Source organism: Polaribacter pectinis, from assembly GCF_014352875.1.
GTDB lineage: Bacteria > Bacteroidota > Bacteroidia > Flavobacteriales > Flavobacteriaceae > Polaribacter > Polaribacter pectinis.
In genome coordinates this window covers 1,376,670-1,399,232 of the sequence record NZ_CP060695.1, presented here as the reverse complement: position 1 = coordinate 1,399,232, position 22,563 = coordinate 1,376,670, and the positions used below count along the sequence as shown (strand labels likewise).

13 protein-coding genes are annotated in these 22,563 nt (G+C 31.3%); 5 read left to right on the top strand and 8 right to left on the bottom strand.

Features of this window, described 5'->3' with window-relative positions; genetic code table 11:
* Positions 1-15: 15 nt before the first annotated feature.
* The 3 genes from H9W90_RS06430 to H9W90_RS06420 are packed head-to-tail and all read right to left on the bottom strand — an operon-like array spanning position 16 to position 2,082.
* Positions 16-552 carry an RsmD family RNA methyltransferase gene (locus H9W90_RS06430; protein ID WP_187483625.1) on the bottom strand — a complete coding sequence of 179 codons (537 nt, stop codon included), beginning with the start codon at positions 550-552 and terminating at the stop codon, positions 16-18.
* On the bottom strand, positions 549-1,370 hold the full coding sequence (locus tag H9W90_RS06425) for a DUF3822 family protein (RefSeq protein WP_187483624.1): 822 nt from the start codon (positions 1,368-1,370) through the stop codon (positions 549-551). Before H9W90_RS06425 ends, H9W90_RS06430 begins: the two co-directional genes overlap by 4 nt.
* A complete protein-coding gene (locus tag H9W90_RS06420) occupies positions 1,354-2,082 on the bottom strand; it encodes a hypothetical protein (protein ID WP_187483623.1) in 729 nt (242 codons plus the stop codon). Before H9W90_RS06420 ends, H9W90_RS06425 begins: the two co-directional genes overlap by 17 nt.
* Positions 2,083-2,184: 102 nt before the next feature.
* Here H9W90_RS06420 and H9W90_RS06415 point away from each other — a divergent pair, with 102 nt between their 5' ends.
* Positions 2,185-3,606, top strand: coding sequence for an ATP-dependent DNA helicase (locus tag H9W90_RS06415; protein ID WP_187483622.1), 1,422 nt, complete (start codon positions 2,185-2,187; stop codon positions 3,604-3,606).
* Positions 3,607-3,620: 14 nt separating this feature from the next.
* Here the strand turns inward: H9W90_RS06415 and H9W90_RS06410 are convergent, their stop codons facing one another.
* The gene (locus H9W90_RS06410; RefSeq protein ID WP_187483621.1) at positions 3,621-4,571 is read right to left on the bottom strand and encodes a lipid A deacylase LpxR family protein; all 951 of its coding nucleotides are present in this window, start codon (positions 4,569-4,571) and stop codon (positions 3,621-3,623) included.
* 93 nt (positions 4,572-4,664) lie between these two features.
* On the opposite strand from H9W90_RS06410, the gene ppk2 (H9W90_RS06405) reads away from it, so the two are divergent.
* Positions 4,665-5,522 carry a polyphosphate kinase 2 gene (ppk2, locus tag H9W90_RS06405; RefSeq protein WP_187483620.1) on the top strand — a complete coding sequence of 286 codons (858 nt, stop codon included), beginning with the start codon at positions 4,665-4,667 and terminating at the stop codon, positions 5,520-5,522.
* 2 nt (positions 5,523-5,524) lie between these two features.
* A complete protein-coding gene (gene ppk2, locus H9W90_RS06400; protein ID WP_187483619.1) occupies positions 5,525-6,307 on the top strand; it encodes a polyphosphate kinase 2 in 783 nt (260 codons plus the stop codon).
* Here the strand turns inward: ppk2 (H9W90_RS06400) and H9W90_RS06395 are convergent.
* Entirely contained in the window at positions 6,304-6,936 is a 633-nt protein-coding gene (locus H9W90_RS06395) for a low molecular weight phosphatase family protein (RefSeq protein ID WP_187483618.1), read from the bottom strand. The two genes, ppk2 (H9W90_RS06400) and H9W90_RS06395, sit on opposite strands and share 4 nt — an antisense overlap.
* A gap of 64 nt (positions 6,937-7,000) precedes the next feature.
* Between H9W90_RS06395 and H9W90_RS06390 the strand changes: the two genes are divergently transcribed.
* Positions 7,001-7,549: a DUF8465 domain-containing protein gene (locus tag H9W90_RS06390; protein ID WP_187483617.1), complete on the top strand. Its 549-nt coding sequence runs from the start codon at positions 7,001-7,003 to the stop codon at positions 7,547-7,549.
* 20 nt (positions 7,550-7,569) lie between these two features.
* The gene (locus tag H9W90_RS06385; protein WP_187483616.1) at positions 7,570-8,706 is read left to right on the top strand and encodes a cysteine desulfurase family protein; all 1,137 of its coding nucleotides are present in this window, start codon (positions 7,570-7,572) and stop codon (positions 8,704-8,706) included.
* Here the strand turns inward: H9W90_RS06385 and H9W90_RS06380 are convergent.
* The 3 genes from H9W90_RS06380 to H9W90_RS06370 form a co-directional block, all read right to left on the bottom strand.
* Positions 8,698-8,859 carry a hypothetical protein gene (locus H9W90_RS06380; RefSeq protein WP_187483615.1) on the bottom strand — a complete coding sequence of 54 codons (162 nt, stop codon included), beginning with the start codon at positions 8,857-8,859 and terminating at the stop codon, positions 8,698-8,700. The two genes, H9W90_RS06385 and H9W90_RS06380, sit on opposite strands and share 9 nt — an antisense overlap.
* A 62-nt stretch (positions 8,860-8,921) precedes the next feature.
* Positions 8,922-13,775 (bottom strand): DUF8693 domain-containing protein, encoded by a 4,854-nt coding sequence (locus H9W90_RS06375; RefSeq protein ID WP_187483614.1) that lies wholly within the window; start codon positions 13,773-13,775, stop codon positions 8,922-8,924.
* A 169-nt stretch (positions 13,776-13,944) separates the two neighbouring features.
* Positions 13,945-22,422: a T9SS type A sorting domain-containing protein gene (locus tag H9W90_RS06370; RefSeq protein WP_187483613.1), complete on the bottom strand. Its 8,478-nt coding sequence runs from the start codon at positions 22,420-22,422 to the stop codon at positions 13,945-13,947.
* Positions 22,423-22,563: the final 141 nt, after the last annotated feature.

Sequence of the window (22,563 nt, the reverse complement as noted above, 5' to 3'; positions counted from 1 at the left end):
TATTAGAATAATTAGTTATACTTCAAAAAAACTAAATACATTTCCACCATAACGTTTGTCGTAAGCATGTTTTTCATGTTTAGACAAATCTGTATGTTTAGAGTGTTCTACAATTAAAACACCTTCTTCTGCTAGAAGTTTTCTATCGAAAACTAAATCTACAATTTTAAGAAACTGTTCAGTTTCAAAATCATAAGGTGGGTCTGCAAAAATAACATCAGCTTGTAAAGATGTTTTTTCTAAAAATTTGTAAACATCACTTTTAAAAGTATTTATTGGTAACTCTAAATCTTTGGCAGTTTCGTTAATATATTTTATACACCCAAAATGAGCATCTATAGCATAGATGTTTTTTGTTCCTCTAGAAGCAAATTCGTAACTTATATTACCTGTTCCAGCAAACAAATCTATTACAGAAATATTATCAAAATAATAAGTATTATTTAAAATATTAAATAAAGACTCTTTAGCCATATCTGTTGTTGGACGAACAGGTAAGTTTTTTGGAGCAGATAAGCGTCTGCTTTTGTATTTTCCGGAGATTATTCTCATGAACCTAGTAAGATGTAATTAGAATGTTTTGGACTTTCTAAATGATTAAAAATGGAATTTTTACTTTCTAAAAAATAAATGTTTCTGATGTATGCAAACGCTATTTTATAGATGTCTGAAGTAATTTTTACTTCACCCATAAAATATAAAGGAAAAACTTCAGTATTTAGTTCTAATTGTTCTGCAACAAATAAAATATAATAGATAAAATCTTCTTTGGTTTCGAAAGAGAAAGAATTAGAAAATAGTAATTTATTATTTTGAAGAACTACAAGATCTAAACTTGCTTTAGAAACATTTACAAACATGGTTTTTTCTACTGTATTTGTAGTTTCTAATAACTTTTTAAGTAATACAGAAATATGATGTTTGTATTCGAATTCGCCAAAATTTTGAAACAAATAGTTGTTGATATTAACATAAGGAACATAAACATTTTTGGCTTCCATATTATCAATTTCATCAAATGTGATAAAATCTGTAGCCAATGTTTTTATATTAAAATTTAAATAATCTGCTAATCTTTCTTCTACAAAATATTTATTAGGTACAAGTGTAGATAAGTTGTTTTGATGAATAACTGTTACATTAGAAAAATCGTGCTGTAAATTGGTGTCTTTTTTAAAGATTTCTTCAACCTCTAATAATAAATTTTCTGGAGTTAATTGAGTTTCAGAAAACTGATATTCAGAAAAGTAAAGTGTATTATTATTTGCAATGTTAGAGATACAAAAAGAAAATCCATCCAAATTAAATTGGATGGATAACTTTGTGTCTTTTGTATTTTTTAAAGAAATATTGCTACTCTTTTTTAGCATCTTTTTTATCATAAGAAGGAGGCCAGTTACCACCAGTTGAAACTTCTTCTAAAGAACCAACAGAAACATATTCTCCTTTAATTTGGTCAGTTGCTATTGCTTCTAATTCTTGTTTAACTAAAGATTCGTTCATTCCTTTAAGAATCTCTTTTTTCTCTGTTTTTACAAGAAATGTTGGTACCACTAAACCTTGTACTTTTTCTACAGACCCAGTTTCAATTTCAAACTCTTTGTCTGTACCAGGAACTTTAAACATGTCTTTATAGTTTCTGTTAGCAAAGTATTTAGAAACCGGTTCATAACCAATAGTGTCCGTTTTTCTTTTTTCAACATCAACAATAATTCCACCACCTTTGTTAACTTTTTCTACAACAGTTGTAGTTTCAGTTAATGCTAATTTAGCAGTGTCAATAAACTTTATTAACCCAGCTTTGTTTTTTGTGTAAGTACCAGTTACTTCGAAATGTTTTACTTGTGCATCTCTAATAATTTTTAATTTTTCTACAACTTTTGCATATTTAGAAACTTTATCTTTATTAAAGTTGATAGGTTCCATAATACCATTGTAAATTTTAAAAACTAAAAATACAGTTAAAGCCAGTAATAATAAAGATGCAATCCATCTTAATTTTAATGGTAAATATTTAACTATTACAATAGCTAAAAGTACTGCAACTAAAACCGCTGCTAAAATCATTCCTAATAATCCCATTTGATATATTTTTTAATAGTCTTAACGCAAATCTACAATTTTTTTTTAATGATAAAAATTTTTATTCATAAATCAGCTTATCTTTGATGTTTTAATTCTTTTATGATAAAAATATCAGGCGATTTTTATACGGAACTCCTAAAAAAGTTTCCACATTCACCAACAATTAAACAAAGTAAATTATTAAGGCTTTTAAGCGACTTTATTTTTGATGAGGATAAAGACGCCCTATTTTTATTGAAAGGATATGCAGGTACAGGTAAAACAACAACCATAAGTACTTTTGTAAATAGTTTGTGGTCCGCTGGTAAAAAAGCTGTTTTATTAGCTCCAACAGGACGTGCAGCAAAAGTAATTGCTATTTATTCTAAAAAACCTGCTTTTACAATTCATAAAAAAATTTATTTCCCTAAAAAGCAAAGTAATGGTTCTGTAGACTTTGTTTTACAACCCAATAAACATAGAAATACTATTTTTATTATAGATGAAGCTTCTATGATTCCTGATGGAAAGCAAAATCAGCAATTATTTGACACAAAATCTTTATTAGATGATTTAATCTCATATGTATATTCTGGGCATCAATGTAAATTGATTTTTATTGGTGATACTGCACAACTTCCACCTGTGAAATTAGACGTAAGTCCAGCTTTAGAAGCAGATACGTTACAATATAGTTTCGATAAAAACGTAACAGAAATAGAGTTAGATGAAGTAATGCGTCAGCATGAAAATTCAGGTATTTTAGCCAACGCAACTTTATTACGTTTGTTGATAGAAAATGATTCTAAAAACTTTAAGTTCGATGTAGATTTTCCAGATATAAAAAGGCTAGAAGATGGTTATGATATTGAGGATGCCATTGTTACTGCCTATGATAATAATGGGGTAGAAGATACTGCTTTTATTGTACGCTCTAACAAACGAGCCAACCAATACAACCAACAAATTAGGTATAATATTCGAGGACAAGAAAACGAAATTTCTGCAGGAGATTATATTATGATTGTAAAAAATAATTATTTCTGGTTACAAGAATCTTCTGCAGCTGGTTTTATTGCAAACGGAGATATTTGCGAGGTTTTAAAACTCTTTTCAATTAAAGAATTGTATGGTTTTAGATTTGCTGAAGTAGAAATGAGAATGATAGATTACCCAGATATGCAACCTTTTGAAACAGTTTTGTTGTTAGATACTTTAACTAGTGAAAGTCCATCTCTAACTTATGATGAATCTAATAAACTATACCAAGCTGTTAAAGAAGATTATGCACATGAAACTAAATACAAGCAGTTTTTAGCTATTAAAAAGAACAAGTATTTTAATGCGTTACAGATAAAATTCTCTTATGCTATGACATGTCATAAATCTCAAGGAGGACAATGGAAAACCGTTTTTGTAGAACAACCTTATTTACCAGATGGAGTTTCTAAAGAATATTTTAGATGGTTGTATACTGCAATTACAAGAGCACAAGAAAAATTATATTTAATTGGCTTTAAAGATGATTTTTTTGAGAATTAAATTCTGAAATTTTATTAGCGTAACAAATAATTTATTAAAATAGAACCATAAGGTTGACCATTGTCATACCTTAAGTTTTTAGACTTATTACTATTGTAATTATATACATAACCAAAATTAAAACGATTTGCAGTAAACCTTAAACCAACTTCAAGGTTAAAAACAAGCGGAACCAATTCATTTGTAACTTCGCTATTTTTATTTAGAAAACTTCCTTGTAAAGTAGCATCGTAAAACACATAACGCAACATTGGTTTTATGTAGATAAAAGTTTCTACCTCTCTTACGTAATTTGTTTTTTTATTATTGATACTTGTATTAAAAGCAATAGAATTTGCTAGTCTTTGTAGTGGTTTAAAGCCAATTCTTCCATAAAAACCTGTAGAGATGTTGCTGTAAATAGTTCCTATTTTTCCAGAATTTACCCAAGAAATATCAAAATAATTATTAGAACTTTTTGTTAGTTGTCTTATATATTCTGCATTCAAATTTAAAGCAAACGCATTTTTTATTTGGTGTTTCCAACCAACAGCTTTGTTAAAACCATATATATCATGAATAAAATCTTGTAGCTCTTTGCCAAAAGCATTAGAACCAATAATACCTATTTGTAAAGTGGTTTTAAAGTTATTGTTGTTTTTGTAAAGTCTATTAATACCGAAACTACCATATAAATAGGCTGCAAAAGGTCTGTCATGCTCACTAATGTCTTCTACAATAGATTTATAAGGTGTAAACATTTCATGACCAATTTGCCATTCTAAAATTCGCTTTTCTAATTGATCATTTTTACTTTCAGACAAATAGCTAAATGTTAAAAAAACTCCGCTTGTGTAATAACGGTCGTTTACTTTAGAAACATATAAATCGTTATCAGTAATTAAACTAATTTCTTTAGAAAATTTAGATTGAGAAAAAATAAAATGAGAAATGAAAAAAAATAAAATAAAATAAAAGTATTTCATAGTGAACAAATATAAAAGAAGTTCTTTAAATTGCTCTTTTTTATTCCTAATAAGTAAAAAAAAGTAATTATTTTAGACCAAGAAATAGAAAAGATGAATAAACGTAAGGGATTAACGGAAGAAGATTTTAAAAGTGTTACAAATAATAAAGAATTATTAGCACTTATAGAACAGAAAAATAGCGCTTTTAAGAAGGTGTCTAAAACACTTTTATATGATGATGAATTACGTTTGTTACAAATAGAATTGGTTAAACTACAACATTGGCTTTCTAAAGAAAATAAAAGAGTTGCCGTAATTTTTGAAGGAAGAGATGCAGCAGGGAAAGGTGGTAATATTCGTAGGTTTATGGAACATTTAAACCCGCGTTCTAGTAGGTTAGTAGCTTTAAATAAACCAACAGAAGTAGAAAAAGGGCAATGGTATTTTCAACGTTATATTAAAGAATTACCAAACCCAGGAGAAATTGTTTTTTTTGACAGAAGCTGGTATAATAGAGCAGTTGTAGAACCAGTTATGGGTTTTTGTTCAGAAAATCAGTACAAAGAATTTTTAGTACAGGTACCAGAGTTCGAACACATGATGTACGAAGATGGTTTAATTATTATAAAATTCTGGCTATCTATATCTAAAGAAGAACAATTAAAACGTTTTGAAGCACGTAAAGAAAACCCATTAAAACGTTGGAAATTTAGTCCTGTAGATAAAAAAGGACAAGCACTTTGGGATAAATACACACATTATAAAGGAGAAATGTTTTCTAAAACACATACTTCTTATAGTCCTTGGATGATTATTAAAACCAATGACAAAAAAACGGCAAGATTAGAAGCTATGAGGCATGTTTTATCTCAATTCGATTACGAAGGAAAAGAAGATGCAAAAACAATTTTAAACCCAGATCCTAATGTTGTAATGCGTTATTATCGTTCTAATATTCAGATAGATTAACTATGGAAAAGAAACTTACAGAAAAAGAATTAAAGAAGCTAAATTCTAAAGAAGGTTTGCTGGCTTTATTATCTAAACCTTTAAATATAGATAGAGCTATTAGATATGTGGATTATCAAAGAAAGTTAGAAAAGTTACAAGTAGAATTAATTCGCTTACAAACTTGGGCAATTAATAATAACGAACGTATTATTATTGTTTTTCAAGGTAGAGATGCTGCAGGAAAAGGTGGTGCAATTAGAAGACTTACAGAGCGTATAAATCCTCGTCATATGAGAATTGTAGCCTTGTCTAAACCTACTGAAGATGAACAATCTCAATGGTATTTTCAAAGATATGTAGAACAGTTTCCTAAAGCAGGAGAAATTGTTTTTTTTGATAGAAGCTGGTATAATAGAGCGGTTGTAGAACCTGTAAATGGATTTTGTACAGAGGAAGAATACAAGATTTTTATGAATCAAGTAAATGATTTTGAACGAATGATTTTAGAATCTGGCATTCATCTTGTAAAAATTTATATGTCTATTTCTAAAAAAGAACAAGCAAAACGTTTTGCAGATATTAAAAGTGATCCATTAAAACAATGGAAAATGACTAAAGTAGATGAACGTGCACAAGAACTTTGGGACGATTATACAGATTATAAAAGTGCCATGTTTCTAAATACAAACACAGAAATTTCTCCTTGGAAAATAATTAGAGCAAATAGAAAAACCGAAGCTCGTATAAATGTAATCAATCACATTTTAGAGAGAATACCTTATGATACTTCTTTAGAAATTTAAGATGTTAACTTTTTAATTTCAGAAAAAATATAAAATACTTCTCCAGCAATTTGTCTGTTAGTTTTTAGATATGTTTCCTCTTTATGATCTGTATCATCTGAAGCTTTTGGGTCTACAAAAGGTAAATGAAAACGATGACTTGCAGTTGGTATAAATGGACAATTTGTATCTGCGTTATTACAAGTAGTAATTGCTATAAAAGGCTCTGGATTTGCAGGGTTATCGAATCTTTTAGAAAAACCTAAAATTGATTTCTTACTACCATTATAAGAAATTAAATATTTTGGGTTTTGATGTGAGAAATCTACTAAATCGAAAGTAAAACCAACTTTTTGTAAAGTTTTAACAGTGTTTCTATGAAATGCAGTTACTTCTGTTCCGCCAGAATAAGCACGTATATTTAAGTCGAAATAATTTGCAGCAAAGAAACTCCAAACTTGGCCTAACTGGCTTCTTCTAGAATTATGTGTACAGATAAAATTTAGATTTACGCGCTCATTTTTAGCGTATTCATTAGCAATTTCTTTTGCAATTTTACCTAACAAACTCTTTCTTGTTTCTTCTAATTTTGTATTTTTTAATGCACTTTTAAAGAAGTTTTCTGTAGAAATAGTAGAAGTCTTAATCATCTTGTTATTTTTGCATCAAAGGTACTTTTTTATACTACTAAATTAAATTAAGAAAAGGTTAATAATGCGTTTAGAAATTGGAAATAAAGTTGCGGTTTTAGATGATGTTTTAAAAGGAAAAGTTATCTCCATTAACGGAGACCAAGTTTCCGTAGAAACAAACGATGGCATGGTTTTTAACTTTCTTGCTTCAGAATTAGTTAAAATTGATGTTGAACAACATGAATTATCTAAATATTCCGATATAAATAATCCGTTGTTTAAAGAAAAAGCAATCGAAAAAAAATCTAAAAAAAGCTTTTTTACCAAACAAAAAAACGAAGTTATTTTAGAAGTAGATTTACATATTAGTAAACTTACAAAGTCTACAAAAGGAATGGATAATTACGATATGTTAAACCTTCAGTTAGATACTGCAAAAAGAAAAGTTGAATTTGCTATTCATAAAAGAATTGCTAAAATTGTCTTTATTCATGGAGTAGGAGAAGGCGTTTTAAAATCTGAACTACATTCTTTATTAAATAAATATCCTGTAAAATATTACGATGCTTCATACAAGAAATACGGTTTAGGAGCAACTGAAGTTTATGTTTATCAAAATATAGTTGAATAAATTAAACGTATTTTTGCCTTATGAAATCTATCTATTTAGACAACGCAGCAACTACAAAAATGGATGCGCAAGTATTAGAAGTTATGCACACTTCTATGCAAGATACTTATGGAAATCCATCTTCTACACATCAATTTGGTAGAAGAGCAAAATCTGCTGTAGAAACTGCAAGAAAAAATATTGCAAAACAACTTAATGTTTCTGCTGCCGAAATTATTTTTACTGCAGGTGGTACAGAAGCAGATAATTTAATTTTACATAATGCTGTTTTAAATTTAGGAGTAACAACAATTATTACGTCTAAAATAGAACATCATGCAGTTTTACATACTTGTAATTATTTAGAAAAGACATATAATATTAATGTGAATTATGTAAATGTAGATGAGTTTGGGGTTATAGATTTAATTCATTTAGAAGAATTATTATCAGATTCCGATGATACTACTTTAGTGAGTTTAATGTACATAAATAATGAAATTGGTAACATTTTGCCTGCAGATGATATCTGTAAAATGTGTAAAAAGTATGGCGCTTTATTTCATTCTGATACTGTACAAGCTATAGGGCATTACAAAATAGATTTACAAAGAACACCAATGGATTTTATGGTTGCAAGTGCACATAAATTTCATGGGCCAAAAGGTGTTGGTTTTGCTTATTTTAAAAAAGGATTTGGAATTTTGCCAATGTTACATGGTGGAGATCAAGAAAAAGGAGCAAGATCTAGTACCGAAAATGTACACGCTATTTTAGGTATGGAAAAAGCGCTAGAGATTGCTGTTTCTAATTTGCAAAAAGATAAAAATCATATAGAAAGCCTAAAGGTTTATTTTATTTCTGAATTGAAAAAAATATCAGAAAACATTGTGTTTAACGGACTTTCATCAGATTTAGATAAAAGCAGTTATGTAATTTTAAGCGCACGTTTTCCTATACAAAACAACATGTTATTATTCAGTTTAGATTTAGCAGGAATAGCTGTTTCTGGTGGTTCTGCATGCCAAAGTGGAAGTAATAAAGGTTCTCACGTACTATCAGAAATATTGGTAGGTACAGAAGTAGATAAAACTTCTGTACGTTTTTCTTTTTCTAAATATACTACAAAAGAAGCGCTAGATATTACCATATCTGAACTTCGTAAACATTTACTCTAACTTTAAATTTTTAGCGTGTTTTTGTGTTTTTAAGATAAAATAGCTTCCGTATAATACAGCAAGAAGCATTAGAAATACAAGACCAGAATCTATTGGTAAACCTACTGGATCTGGTGGTGGCGTAGGTGGGGGTACGTTTTGAAAAGCAATCATTTAATTTTTAATTTTAGGGGATAATTAAAAAGGTTTAAAAAATACTATTTTAAGTTTCTATATTAATTTATAATTATTTTTTTTGATATTTTTCCTTTGTCTGTATCAATCTTTAAAATATATACAGTTTTAGAAAGAGAGTTTATTTTTAGCTTTTTATTCTGATTTTCATTTTCTGAAAATTTCCAAGAGTAGATTTTTTTACCTAGAATAGAATATAATTCAGCATTTACTAAATTGATATTGTTTGTAGGATTTATGTTTATTGCGTTCTCTTTTTTGTTATAAAAGATAGAAATGTTATTTGCTAAATAATTATCATCTGTGGTAGATAATGCTTCTTGTTTTTCAGAAAAAGTTATAAAAAACCTGTTTTCATAAGTTCCTTTTTCTAAATTTAAAACAGCCTTGTTGTTTTTTAGAGGATAATATATTCCTGTATGATTGTCATATAAAAATACTCTTTGATCTCTTAAATTCCACTCATCTATTTGAATTGTAATTTCATCATCTTTAGCTAAAATAATTTCTAGAGGAACTCTTAATTGTGGAGTAATTTCATGAACTCCAGCAATAATGTATTTACTGTCTTCATCTCCTTGAAATCTCCAGTAAATATCAGAATCAGATAAATCGTACATATAACTGTCATAACCAACATCATAAGCAAAAGAATTATTTGGGTTAAAAGAAATACCAATTTGTCTGTGTGTTTTTCTGTTTTCTACAGTTGTATAATCCATTCCTAGTTTTATAACAGGTAATCTAGGTCTGGTGTATTCATCATCTTCATCATTATTAGATCTAAAGAATATAGATTCAGACCCTTCTGTTATAAATTCTCTCTGACTATTATTAAACACAACATCTCCTCCATCTGCATCTCCGCTTATAAAAAAACCTTGGGCTATTGCAATATAATTTTCTGGTGTTGTATAAGTTCCAGATCCTAAAGAAGGAGTGTTGTCATTACTGTTATCGTTAGAACTTACTTGATTTGCAGCTAAACCCATAGCAATATTTCTTGTAGAATAACCACCAATATAACCGCTATAACTATGACCAGCTATATTAGAACTAGCAATATCTTCTTCTCCTGCATGTTGCCAGAAATATAATGTACCATCTATAGCGCTACTATTATCTTCAATAAATTTTTTTGTACTTATAGCAGAAGGATATGGATTACCTACTAAATACGATTCATTTGGCCCTATAGAAGTTGTTAAGTTTCCATCATTTGGTGTTCCAACAAATGTATAGTTTTGTGCTTGTCCTGGTCCTTTAATTGAGTAACCATCAGTTACAGGTATAGAACCAGTACTTTTTTTCTGTACCCAATTAGAGTAGCTTCCGTCTGCGCTTGCATATGTGAAAAGCCAATATTCTGCAATTTTTATTGGAGATGTAGTATCTCCATTATAGCCTCCAACAAATTCAATATCTAATGGAGTAGAAGTGGCAGATGTTGGATCTGAACCATCTTTTAAAACATCACCTAATGTATAACTTGTTCCTCCAACAGGAGAACTCATATAATTGTATCTGTATGTACTTGCTAAAGTAGAATTTTGGTCTATAAATAGTTTACCACTACCACCACTTTTACTTGTTGCAGTGTGACTTTGAATTAATTGTGATGTGCCAGATAAACGAATTTCACTTGTTACATCTGTTAAAATAATATCTTCGGAAACAACTAAAAGGTTGTCTGTAATGGTTAATTTGTTTCCAGAATTAATTGTTAATTTTTTTGCGCTTAATTTTTGTGATGAACTATAGTTTTCAGCAATAACAACTCTTCTTGTTCTATCTGGAAAGCCATTACTCCAAGATCCACCAGATCTATTAGTAGGATTAATTCTATGTTTTCCTAATAACATATTAGATTCTGCATTTGCATTTGTAATTTCTGATAATAAAGGATCATGAGGATGTCTTTCTGGTCCACCAGAACCAGCATCTCTATAAGGATCTAAAGCGTCATCTACAAAAGCAATCCATTCTGTTGTTGTAAAATTTTTGTTTGTTGAAGAGATTTCATCACTTCTAACATAAGAAGTATTATTATTTATATTACTTGTGGTGTCGTATCTGTTTTTCCAAGCGGTTATTCCAGTTGCAATACCATTTGGGTGCGTAAGCAACAAAATATCATTACTATCTGCTATGTCTATAATATTGGTATTAGAAACTAAAATAGTTTCTCCTGGATTTAAATCTGTTGGGATTGTATAAATTTCATCCGGTGTAATATTTGTTTGGTCTCCTGTTTTATTTTTAAATAGAGAAAATTTAATACTATTGGCTAAAATTGAATTTGTAGGATGAATATTGGTAATTTCAATAATTTTGTTAGAACTAGTTTGATGAATTTGCGTAATTAATGGAGTTCCAGATGGATGAATGTCTCTGTAATCTACATCACCTATTGTTAGCGCATCATTATCTGAATCGGGTAAACTTGTAGGGATATCCATATTTGCATTTACATCGCTATAATCATCTGCAGGATAAATGCTGTTGTCTAAACCATTTTCTCCTACACTGCCGTTAGTTTTACCATCACCATCTGTATCTATTGATAAACCAGCTTCTACAGTGTCAAAAATGAAATCACCATCTGAATCTAAATTTGTAAAATCTGCATTACCATTTCCATCTGTATTTACTACGGTTAATCCGCCTATATATGCTGTGTCTAAACCGTTTGTATTATATGAATAATTAGGCGCAATATATTCTATGGTTGTTTGTGCTTCTATATTATCTGGAATTCCGTCGTTGTCTGAATCTAAATCTCTTTCATTTGGTATTCCATCTCCATCTACATCTAAACTATTTGCAAAACAAGAGATACTGTTTGTACTCCAAACAAAATTATCCATACCATGTAAATCTACATAAGACCCTGCAACAGTTCCATTAAGTACTTTATGAACGATAGAAACCTTACTAATTGTTGTGTTTGACAGAAAACCAATTGTAGACTCTGTATTTTGCCCCACAATCATGGTTCCTCTACTAATGTCATCTGCATCAAAAATATTAACAGTTGCAGTAGCATCATCACCAATAAAACCACTTTCAAAATATGCAATTAGTTTTGAATCTGCATAAACTTCATATCTAAGTAATAAGTCCACGGGATCTTGAGTAGTGTCTAGGATGTCTATTAAATCGAAGCTAAAAGCATGTACAGCTTGTGTAAAGTCTATATTTATAGTATAATCTTCACCAACAGCTAAATTAATGGATGGTTTTACATAGATGGCATCACCAGAATTTCCAGACCTAAATGAGGCACCAGTTGTTCTTCTAAATTGATTTCTACGAACAGCTGTGTTTACAGCAGTAGTAACATATGATAAATTTCCATTAGAAAATGTACCGGTTGTTGTTCCTGCACTTCCATCTGTAACTGTATTTGGTAAATTAAAATCATTACTACCATTTAGAACAGTTAAATCTAATCCTTTAGAATAAGCAGCTTCTTGAAAACCAGATTCTTGATAACCTAAACCATTATTTGTGTTACCTCCAATAGCATAAACATCGAAATTCTCATAAGAGTATTTTATTTGATCACTTTCTGGTGCTGCTGCCCCTGGTTTTACACAACTTTCATCAATATTTAATATTCCATCATTATCCATGTCAATATCTATATCATCTGCATAAGAATCTCCATCTGTATCTTTAGATGTGATAGAAAAAATTGCAGAAACATATGTGATGTTATATTTAGGATTATTTGTATTTAATAAACTACCCTGATTTATAGTATAGTTTCCAACAACTTCTCCTGGCGACCTAGATATATTACCAACTAAAGTATCTCCACTTTCTAAACTACCAGAAGTTATTGTGTATGTTAGGGCAGGATCTGTATCTCCAAATTCTTTAGTTTTAGGATCTGCAGTAATTGTAATGTCTATTTTTGGTGTTGAAGATCCAGTTTCTGATGTTATAACTACATTATCTATAGAAACATCAGATTGCCAACTTGTATTTCTTACACCTTCGAAACGAATAATTATAGTTTGTCCATCGTAGGCACTTAAATCTATTGTTTGGTTTAACCAACCATTACCTTGATTGCCTGTTCTTGTAAAAACGTTTGTATAACTACTTCCGTTGTTATTACTAATTAACACATTAAGTGTTCCCATATTTGAATTGGAAGTTTGAGAATACATATGGTAGTAAAATGATAATTGCGCATTTATTTCTCCTGTAAAGTCAAATTCTTTCTGAAAGTATGCATTATCATTAGTAGCTCCTCCAGAAGTTTCTATGTACATAAACCATATACCTTCTTGCGCTCCGCTTTGTGGACCTGTTCCGCTTGATGGTGTATTGTTTTCTCTGTTTGTCCAATCAAATTGATCACCACCAGCATTTGTCCAGCCATCTAAAGTATTTTCGAAACTATAGCCTAAAGTATTTATTGGATTAGAAGCAGTTGTAGTAGATATTGTTGCTTCCCAACCACTTTCGGTTACAGATCCATCTGAAGAGAAAACAAAATGTAGCGCATTATCTGTATTTGTTGAAACAACAGTAAAATTAGAAGAACCACAAAAAGTTCCTAAACTTGTTGCGCTTGTACTAGTACCATCATAAACTGTAAGAGAATCATAACAACCAGCTCCATTTGGCTCTATTGAAACATTTGTAAAATCTAATTGAATAGGGTTACCGTTTGCAGATTTAAAAGTTGTTGAGGTATTTTCACTATCTCCATAATTTCCAGCAGAACCACCAGAATCATAAAAAGTACCTGTGTTTGTTGTAATGGTATTACCATTAACAGAAGCATCATTAATATTATACGTTTGTGCTGAACTATTTAAATTAATAAATAGCATTATAAATGGTAACAACAACCATTTACTTTTAGATTTAGGGGTCATAAAGTAATAATTTAGGGGTTATTAAAAAACAATAAAGTCTAATAATATAGTGGCTAATATATTAATTTATTTTTAAACTTAAGATAAAATGAATAACATCTTTTTTTTTAAACATAAAAAAGAGCAGAATTAATCTGCTCTTTTTTATGAATTTAAAGAAATATAAAAACTAGTCTACTAAAATTTTTCGAGTAAGTTTTCCTTTTTCTGTTTGTAATTTTATGATATAGAGAGTTGCTGATAATTTATTTACTTTTAACCTATTTTGTGGTTTGTTCTCTATATTTTTCCATTCTTTTACTTTTTGCCCTAAAATATTGAATAACTCAACTTTATTTATTTGTAATCCATCTAAATTATTAATTACTATTTCGTTTGCTTTGTTATCCATAAATACTGCAAGGCTTGTATCTAAAATAGGGGCTTCTGTATTTAATGTGCTATCTGTATTAAAAGTTAAATAAAAACGATCTAAATATTCTCCTCTTTCTAAATTTAATTCTAATAAATTATCCTTGGAAAGTGTATAATAAGTATTTGTAAGCTTATCTAATAAATATACGGTTCTAGATATATTTTTAATATCATCTATTTGTATAAAAATAGGTTCATCTGTATCTATAGTAACTGATAATGGAACTTCTAATTCATTATTAATTTCAGATACTCCAGCAATAATTAATTTTTTATCTGAATATTCTGGGAAGCTCCAGTAGAAATCAGTTGCACCAACATCATAAATTTCACTATCATATCCATTATCATATTCAAATGTATTTGTTTTTCTGAATGAAATACCTATTTGTCTATGTAATTTAACTTGATTGGCACCTACGTAATTAAAACCTAATTTTAAGATAGGTAAAAGATCTAAAGGATCTTCACTTTCATTATTATCGCTTTCTCCTCTAAAGAAATAGGTACCACCATTATCACCGTTTGTTCCATAATCATCATCCTTGTAATTTCTTTGTGAGTTTTCAAACCTAATCTCACCACCTGTTAAAGAAGACGAAACAAAGAATCCTTGTGCAACAGCCATATACCTCGTTGGTGGGTGGTAGACTCCATCACCTAAACTAGGTAAGTTTCCTTCTGTAAACTTTATGTCATTTAAACCTAGGTCAAAAGGTTCATCACTCGAAATTGTAAATGCTGTTGCATCAACCCATTCTACAGAAACTGTTTCATCTACTATTACTGATGGAGTATTTGTTAACACAACTGTAGCGCTAGGTTCTCCAGTATTAGGCGTTATAGTTACATTTTGTGGGTCTGTACCTAAAACATCATTATAAATTTCTATACTTTGTATATCTACTTTTTTACTGAAACTAACAGTCATTGTAAATGTACTTTCACCAGTTTCATTAATAACAGCGTTGTCTGTTGGGTCTGCAGGTTCGCTAATATCTTCTAGGCCTATAGAACCTGATGATATTTGAACTGTTGCTGTTATTCCTTCTACTGTTTGTGTAATATTACTACCATTATCTGTAGCTGTTTCCCAATCAAAAACTAAAGGTGCAGGAGTAGTAACGCTATTTGCTGCAATACCCATAGAAATATTTCTTTGAGAATATCCTCCTTGGTAACCCGTTAAATTATGACCTTCTGTGCCCGATGGCACTACATTATCTTCTCCTGTATGTTCCCAAAAGTATAAAGTACCGTCTATAGCATTAATATTTGTGTTTATAAAATCTGTAATATCTAAAGCACTAGGGTATGGGTTCCCTAACAAGCTAGTTGCTCCTGCGCTTATGTTAAACGTTATAGAACCGTCATTAGGAGTTCCAACAAAAGTAAAGTTCTGTGGATTTTGACCAGTACTTTTCATTGTGTATCCTTGACCTCTTTCTAAAACTCCTGTTTGATATTGATGGACATAATCTCCTTGAGTTGTTCCGTTTAAATAAGTATATATCCAATAAGGAGCAATTGATATAGGAGTTCCATCTGCTCCATCGAAACCAGAAACCCAATTGATATCTACAATGGATGAGGTTGATGAAGTTGGGGCACTACCATCTTTCATGACTTGACCAACTCTAAAAGAGTCTAAATTTAACTCTCTTACTGGAGAAGACCAATAATGATATCTGTAAATACTGGGTACTTTAGCAGCTTGATCTCTAAATAACTTTCCAGTACCTTGTACATTAGACAAACCTGTATGTGTTTGAACTAGTTGAGCATCACCAATTAATCTAATTTCTCCATCTAAAATAAATTCTTCATCAAATTCTAAATAGTAATCTTCTTGTACCATTAATTTAGAATTTTCTTTAACCCATACACATTCGACTTCTACACTTTCTGTAAGAGTTGCGTGCGTAAGTGTGCTTTGAGAATCTATTATCATTACTTTATTTACATCTGCAGCATTTGTACTTGGACCACCTGTTACTGCTCCACTATTACCACCATACCAAGCACTGTCATCTCCGTTCCAGAATATTCCATTAATTTCTGAATATGTAAAGTATTTTGTACCGTTAAAGTCAAAGTTTGCTTCATATACATTTTCTGAATTTATAGTAGTATCTGTTAATGGAACATAGTTAATATTTGTTGTAAAAGCTGCATCATCTGCTACTTTTAAAACTTTTATTGTAAATGGAGTAGATAAAGCACCATCAATTGCCGCTTTGTTAGCTGCAATTTGAACAGAGCCAACAGAACCGTTTTCTACTATTTTCCATTTTCTACCAATTGTTTTCTCTGGAGCACAAATTAACTCTGTTTCAGTGGTTGTATTTATTACTCCTGTATCATGACCAACCACTAAAAAATCTTTATTGCCTGAAAAACCAGTTCCAAAATTAACGTTGTTTTCATTGGAATCTGCAATGGTTGTTAAACCTATAGTGATAATTGGACCTAAAGGATTGCTGCCAGCATTGTAAGCAGGGTTAGTAGATTTAGATTGGTATTGAGTTAACGCCATTGCATCATCTCTACCTATACCAATAACATTGTTATGGTAGGCACTATTGGCAGTATAATCCCAAACTTTGGTAGATTGGTCTGCTAAAAAATAGTCTCCTTCTGTAATTAGTGAAGCAGCTACATATTCTGTAGTACTTAATGTAAAACCGTATTTTATTGCTAAATAGGCTTCTACTTGCTGTTGTTTAAGAGCGGTAGGAGTTTCATTAAAAATCATGATTTCTGCAATTTGGCCATTCCAGAATCTATTACTACCTCCAGGATTACTTCCAATAGCCATATTGTCGTTATTTCCTAAACGAGTAACTACATTTGTGCTATTGCCTGCACTAGAGCTATTTAAAACACGACCTAATTGATGATTTGCTTGAATATCTCCAGTTGGAGAAGACAATGGAGTTGTAGTGGATCCAAAAGTATAAATAGAATAATTGTTTAAATAGTTTGTTGGAGTACTTTCAAAAGGAGTATTAGATCCATTGGGTCCACCATAACGTTGCCTAATTGAAGATACTCCGTCACTGGGAGTTTTTACATGAAAATTACCAGAATCCATATTTTCAACAAAAACGAAAGAATTTACTGCTGTATTAGGATTTACCACTACATAAGACCATAAATTATTGTAACTGCCAGAGCCTAAAATACCACTAGCTATATCTAAATCTTCTTCGTTAGCACTATCAAAATCTATGACAGGATTAAAGTTTAAGCCAATATCTAATTTATCAGGAGCTGTACCTGAAGGAGAAGTTGCATCGAATTCACTTGCAGTTTGATCTATCCAAGAGGTAACTTCATCAGAAACTTCTGTAACGTCTTTATCTGCTCTTAACCATAATATATTTCCTGCAACACCTACAGGTACAACACCAGTTGTGTCATCTCTAAAATCTACATTACCAGTTGTATTTACATCTGAATCTTCATCAGGTAAATCTGAAGCAGGAGTATCAATTTCATCATTTACATCATAACCATCGTTATTATCTAAACCTTCAAAAACGTCTGCTAAACCATCTCCATCTGTATCTATAAAGTTGGCTGGATCTATAATTCCATCTGGGGTTCCGTCTGTTGAGGTTCCTGTGTTTGCGTCTAAAGGAACATCTGTACCGTTAGAAACCTGATTTTCTGCAATGTCAAAAGTTCCGTCATTGTCTGAATCTGTGTCTAAATAATCTGGATTGTCTAGTGTGTCATGATTATTTGGAATGGCCAAACTTGTTCCACCACTATCTGTATCATAAGCATCATTTAAACCATCGTTATCTGCATCTGTGTCTCCCACTGTTGCTGGAGCTATATAACCAGTTGTAGTTTGGGCTTCTACATTGTCTGGAATTCCATCATTATCTGCATCTATATCTAAATGATTTGGAACACCATCTCCATCGAAATCGTACACATCTGGAATTCCGTTTCCATCTGCATCCGTGTAATTAGATCCTCCATCATCTCCATCATCATCAGAAATATCTAAATAATTTAAAGTTCCATCACCATCTTCATCTCCATCTGGATCAAATCCACCACTTTCATTAATATCTGGGATTCCATCATCATCATCATCTATATCTGCATCGTTAGCAAAACCATCATTGTCTGTATCTACCCCAATAACTGTATCTCTATAATCTAAATCTCCACCAATTAATACATCACTATCTGAAGCATCATCTAAAAAGCCATCAGTTTTTGGGTTGACATGTATACCATTAACATCTGAATAACCTTGATCTGTATCGGCATCTTCTAGAGCGTCTAGCAAACCGTTTGTGCCAACGGTGCCTGTGAACATTCCTCCAGAATTTGCAGGTAGTGCTTCATTAATAATACCTTCATCTATATCGTTGGTTAGGTCTCCATCTGAATCTAAATCTAAATAATCTGGTATTAAGTCTGAATCTGTTGGATGGTCACTATCTGTATTTACGGGTGTAAAACCAGAACCATATGCTAAATCTATACCGGTAATACTGAAGCTACCAGTTGGCGGTATATAATCTTTAGTTGTTTGAGCTTCTATATTGTCTGGAATTCCATCGTTATCTGAATCTAAATCTAAAAAATCGAAAACACCATCATTGTCTGAATCTAATGGAGAGCAGTAAGTAAAGTCTCCAATAGCTAAACTTTGATTTGCAGATATAGAACCTGTACCAGTATTTGTATATACAATCTGTAATTTAGAAATGTAAACTGGTATAGAGCTAATTATTAAATCTTCATTATCATTTCCACTTGCTGCTTCATTTTCAAATATATTTGTGCCTGTAAGTGAAATAGAAGTTCCGGTTAAGTCGTAATCTGCTGGAGCTAAAACATAAGTACTTCCATCTTGTTGTGTAATAATAATCTGTACTTTATCTTTAGAAGTACCACCTGCACCATTGTCTTCATCTATATCATAAATTGTAAAACCTAAATTCTTTACTGGGGCTTTAAATGTAAATATATGTCTTGATTCTGCTGATACAGCTGCTCTTTGCGTTAGAATATATGAATCTGTTGTATTAGAAATAGCAGAGTTACCTATTAAATAATTACTATCACTACCAACATTAGTTGTTCTTGATAAGGTAATGTCTACTTTACTTTCTGTAGTTGTACCTCCGTTTAAAGTAGTTGGATCTTCTGTAGTGGTATTTCCACCAAATTCATCTGTATCACCCCAATCTAAAATTTTATCTGCTCCAACACAATCTCCATCTATACCTTGTTCTACAGAATCTAAGATACCATCATTATCATCATCTAAATCAATTTCATCATTTACGCCATCATTGTCTGTGTCTATAGTAAAAGTATCGTCTCTATAATCTACATCTCCTCCAGAAAAAACATCATTATCTTCGTCTGGGAAGTTGTCTGTTTGAGAGTCGTCGAAACTTCCATTAACATCTGTATAATTGTCACCATTATCATAGGCATTATCTAAACCGTTAGTACCATAAACACCTGTTAAAGTTACACCAGCTTCTGTATTGTCTAAAATGCCATCATTATCTGAATCTAATTCTAGATAATCTAAAGAAGTATCTGAATCTGTGTCTACTGGAGTTAGACCACCAGTATATGCTGTGTCTACACCATTAACGTCATAGACACCATCAGGAGTAACATAACCAGCTGTGGTTTGTGCCTCTATGTTGTCTGGAATTCCATCATTATCTGAATCTAAATCTAAATAATTTGGTATTCCATCTCCGTCTGTATCTGTAGGATCCGTAGCAGGATCATCATCAGTATCTAAATTAGCATCTTCTTCAGTATCTAAAATACCGTCATTATCATCATCTAAATCTGTTGCATCAGGAATTCCATCATTATCATTATCTATATATTCAGTAGTTATGTCTCTCCAATCAACATCATTGGGAACGTCTCCGGCATTTGTATTTGGAAAATCATCAAAAGGAGTTGTATCAAAATTACCATTTACGTCTGTATAATTATCACCATTATCATAATTTGCATCTAAACCATTTGCACCAAATACGCCGCTTATAGATAGATTTGCCTCAATTCTGTCTGGTGTACCATCATTATCTGAATCTGTGTCTAAATAATCTGCAACATCTGCTCCATCATGATTATTTGGGGTTGATAAATCTACACCAATAACTCCACTACAGTCTCCAGGTAATGCACAAAAAGGATCGTAAGCATCATCTAGACCATCTAGGTTTGTATCTACTCCAGAAGGGTTTACGTAATCTGCAGTAGTTTGTGCTTCTATATTATCTGGAATTCCATCATTGTCTGAATCTAAATCTAATTCATTTGGTATTCCATCTCCATCAGTATCACAAGTTATTGAAAAACCATCGAAACTTACATTATCTATTTGTAAAGTACCACCATTATCTATCTCTAATCTTATTCTAATGTATCTTGCAACGCCATCTAAACGATATTGTTTGTTTTCATCTGTATTTATTGCTGTCCAAGTAAATATTTTTTGATTAGAAAATGTAATATTATCCGCAGATTGCTCGATTCTCATTGTATGTGTATTGTCTCCTGTTATAGAAGACTCAATAAAAATGAGTGTGTTGTCTGCTACGTCAGAATCACTATTTAGGTCGATAACCAAGCTATCTCCAACATCATTTAAAACGGCATAAGTATTGTCTGTAGCATCGGTAGCAAAACCAGAATTAGTGATACTCGTTTCATTTTGAGTACCAGAAGCATTACTAGCAGCAGTGTTTGAGGTTGCACATTCATTGACATCTGGTATACCATCATTGTCATCATCTATATCTGTGTCGTCTAGAATGCCATCACCATCTGTATCTTTTCCAGAATTAGTGTCTGTATCTCTCCAGTTTACATCATCTGGATCATCTACTGCGCTTGTGTTAGGGAAATTATCAGTTTGGGTATTATCGAAACTTCCATTTGTATCAGCATAATCGTCTCCATTATCATACGCATTATCTAATCCATTTTCTCCAACTTCATAGGTAAGAAATGAATTTGCTTCAATTTCATCACTTGTTCCATCGTTATCTGAATCTAAATCTAAATAATCTGGAATTGTATCTGCTCCACTATCTGTGTTTGTTATTGTGTAACTAGTTGCACCAAGAGTATCATCACTTTCGAATGCACTATCTAAACCATTAGCTCCTACAACACCTGTTGGGGTTACATAAGTTGCTGTGGGTTGTCCTTCTATAATATCTGGTATCCCATCATTATCTGCATCTAAATCTAAATGATTTGGTATCCCATCACCATCAAAATCATATACATCAGGAATTCCATCTCCATTAATATCGTTATAATCTGTTGTTGAAGCATCTCCAGTACCATCATCTCTAATATCTAAATAATTTGGTAGTAAATCTCCATCTTCATCCCCAAGAGGGTCATAGGTTGTTACTCCAACAGTAAGTTCATCAGTATCTAAAATTCCATCATTATCATCATCTATATCGACAGAGTCTGCAATTCCATCACCATCTGAATCTAATTCTTCTAAAGAATTTAATTCAACAGCTAGGTGAAGAGGTTCTACAAGAAGATTTTCTGGTGATGTTGTTCCAATACCAGCGTAAGAAGAATATTCGCCAGGAAAAACTCCTAAAGTCATATTTCCGCTTCCATCTGGATCACCAATAAAGTAGAAAAAAGTTTTTCCCCACACATCTTGGGTTACACCCGAAACAACTTGTCTTGGATTTACTCCAACTCTATAATCAAATTTGGTTTTATAAGTTCCTCCGTAATATTCATCATCACCAGTACCACCATCTGCGTTAGAAATTGCTCCCATAGTGTAGAGTGTAAGACGATATACTTTTCCGGAAATTATGCCTCCCATTGTGGTTTGTACAGATTCTTCTGTACCACTACCACCTAAATCTTTCATAGTAATCCACGTAAGATCTCCTGTTGGCGGAAGTGGAAGTGGGGCTGCAAACCAAGTTGCTTCAGAGCCTAAAGTTCCTTGACCACCAGCTACGTTTCTGGTAGAGATATCTGGAGTACCTAAAAAATCTATCCAACCAGTTGGTGTACAGTCTCCACAAGTAGTTGCAGAAGAACCTGTACTAGGTATTGTTTGGGCATTTACTTGATTATTTATTGCTAAACTTAACAACAAACTTAAAAAAAATAGATTTTTGATTTTTGAATATTGAGCTCCCCAAAAGTTAAATATTGTTAAAATATTTTTTTGCATAATTGTATATTTGTAATAAATGGCTAAAAAAAACAACTCTTGCAAATATACGCAATCAAATATACGCAATCAAATATTGATAATAAATTTAGAGAATTCACCTGACTTAAATGCACTAAAACAATAAGTTAAATGTCTTGT

Coding starts and splice junctions, on each gene's coding strand:
- H9W90_RS06430 (WP_187483625.1), bottom strand. CDS start 552: ATGAGAATAATCTCCGGAAAATACAAAAGCAGACGCTTATCTGCTCCA.
- H9W90_RS06425 (WP_187483624.1), bottom strand. CDS start 1,370: ATGCTAAAAAAGAGTAGCAATATTTCTTTAAAAAATACAAAAGACACA.
- H9W90_RS06420 (WP_187483623.1), bottom strand. CDS start 2,082: ATGGGATTATTAGGAATGATTTTAGCAGCGGTTTTAGTTGCAGTACTT.
- H9W90_RS06415 (WP_187483622.1), top strand. CDS start 2,185: ATGATAAAAATATCAGGCGATTTTTATACGGAACTCCTAAAAAAGTTT.
- H9W90_RS06410 (WP_187483621.1), bottom strand. CDS start 4,571: ATGAAATACTTTTATTTTATTTTATTTTTTTTCATTTCTCATTTTATT.
- ppk2 (WP_187483620.1), top strand. CDS start 4,665: ATGAATAAACGTAAGGGATTAACGGAAGAAGATTTTAAAAGTGTTACA.
- ppk2 (WP_187483619.1), top strand. CDS start 5,525: ATGGAAAAGAAACTTACAGAAAAAGAATTAAAGAAGCTAAATTCTAAA.
- H9W90_RS06395 (WP_187483618.1), bottom strand. CDS start 6,936: ATGATTAAGACTTCTACTATTTCTACAGAAAACTTCTTTAAAAGTGCA.
- H9W90_RS06390 (WP_187483617.1), top strand. CDS start 7,001: ATGCGTTTAGAAATTGGAAATAAAGTTGCGGTTTTAGATGATGTTTTA.
- H9W90_RS06385 (WP_187483616.1), top strand. CDS start 7,570: ATGAAATCTATCTATTTAGACAACGCAGCAACTACAAAAATGGATGCG.
- H9W90_RS06380 (WP_187483615.1), bottom strand. CDS start 8,859: ATGATTGCTTTTCAAAACGTACCCCCACCTACGCCACCACCAGATCCA.
- H9W90_RS06375 (WP_187483614.1), bottom strand. CDS start 13,775: ATGACCCCTAAATCTAAAAGTAAATGGTTGTTGTTACCATTTATAATG.
- H9W90_RS06370 (WP_187483613.1), bottom strand. CDS start 22,422: ATGCAAAAAAATATTTTAACAATATTTAACTTTTGGGGAGCTCAATAT.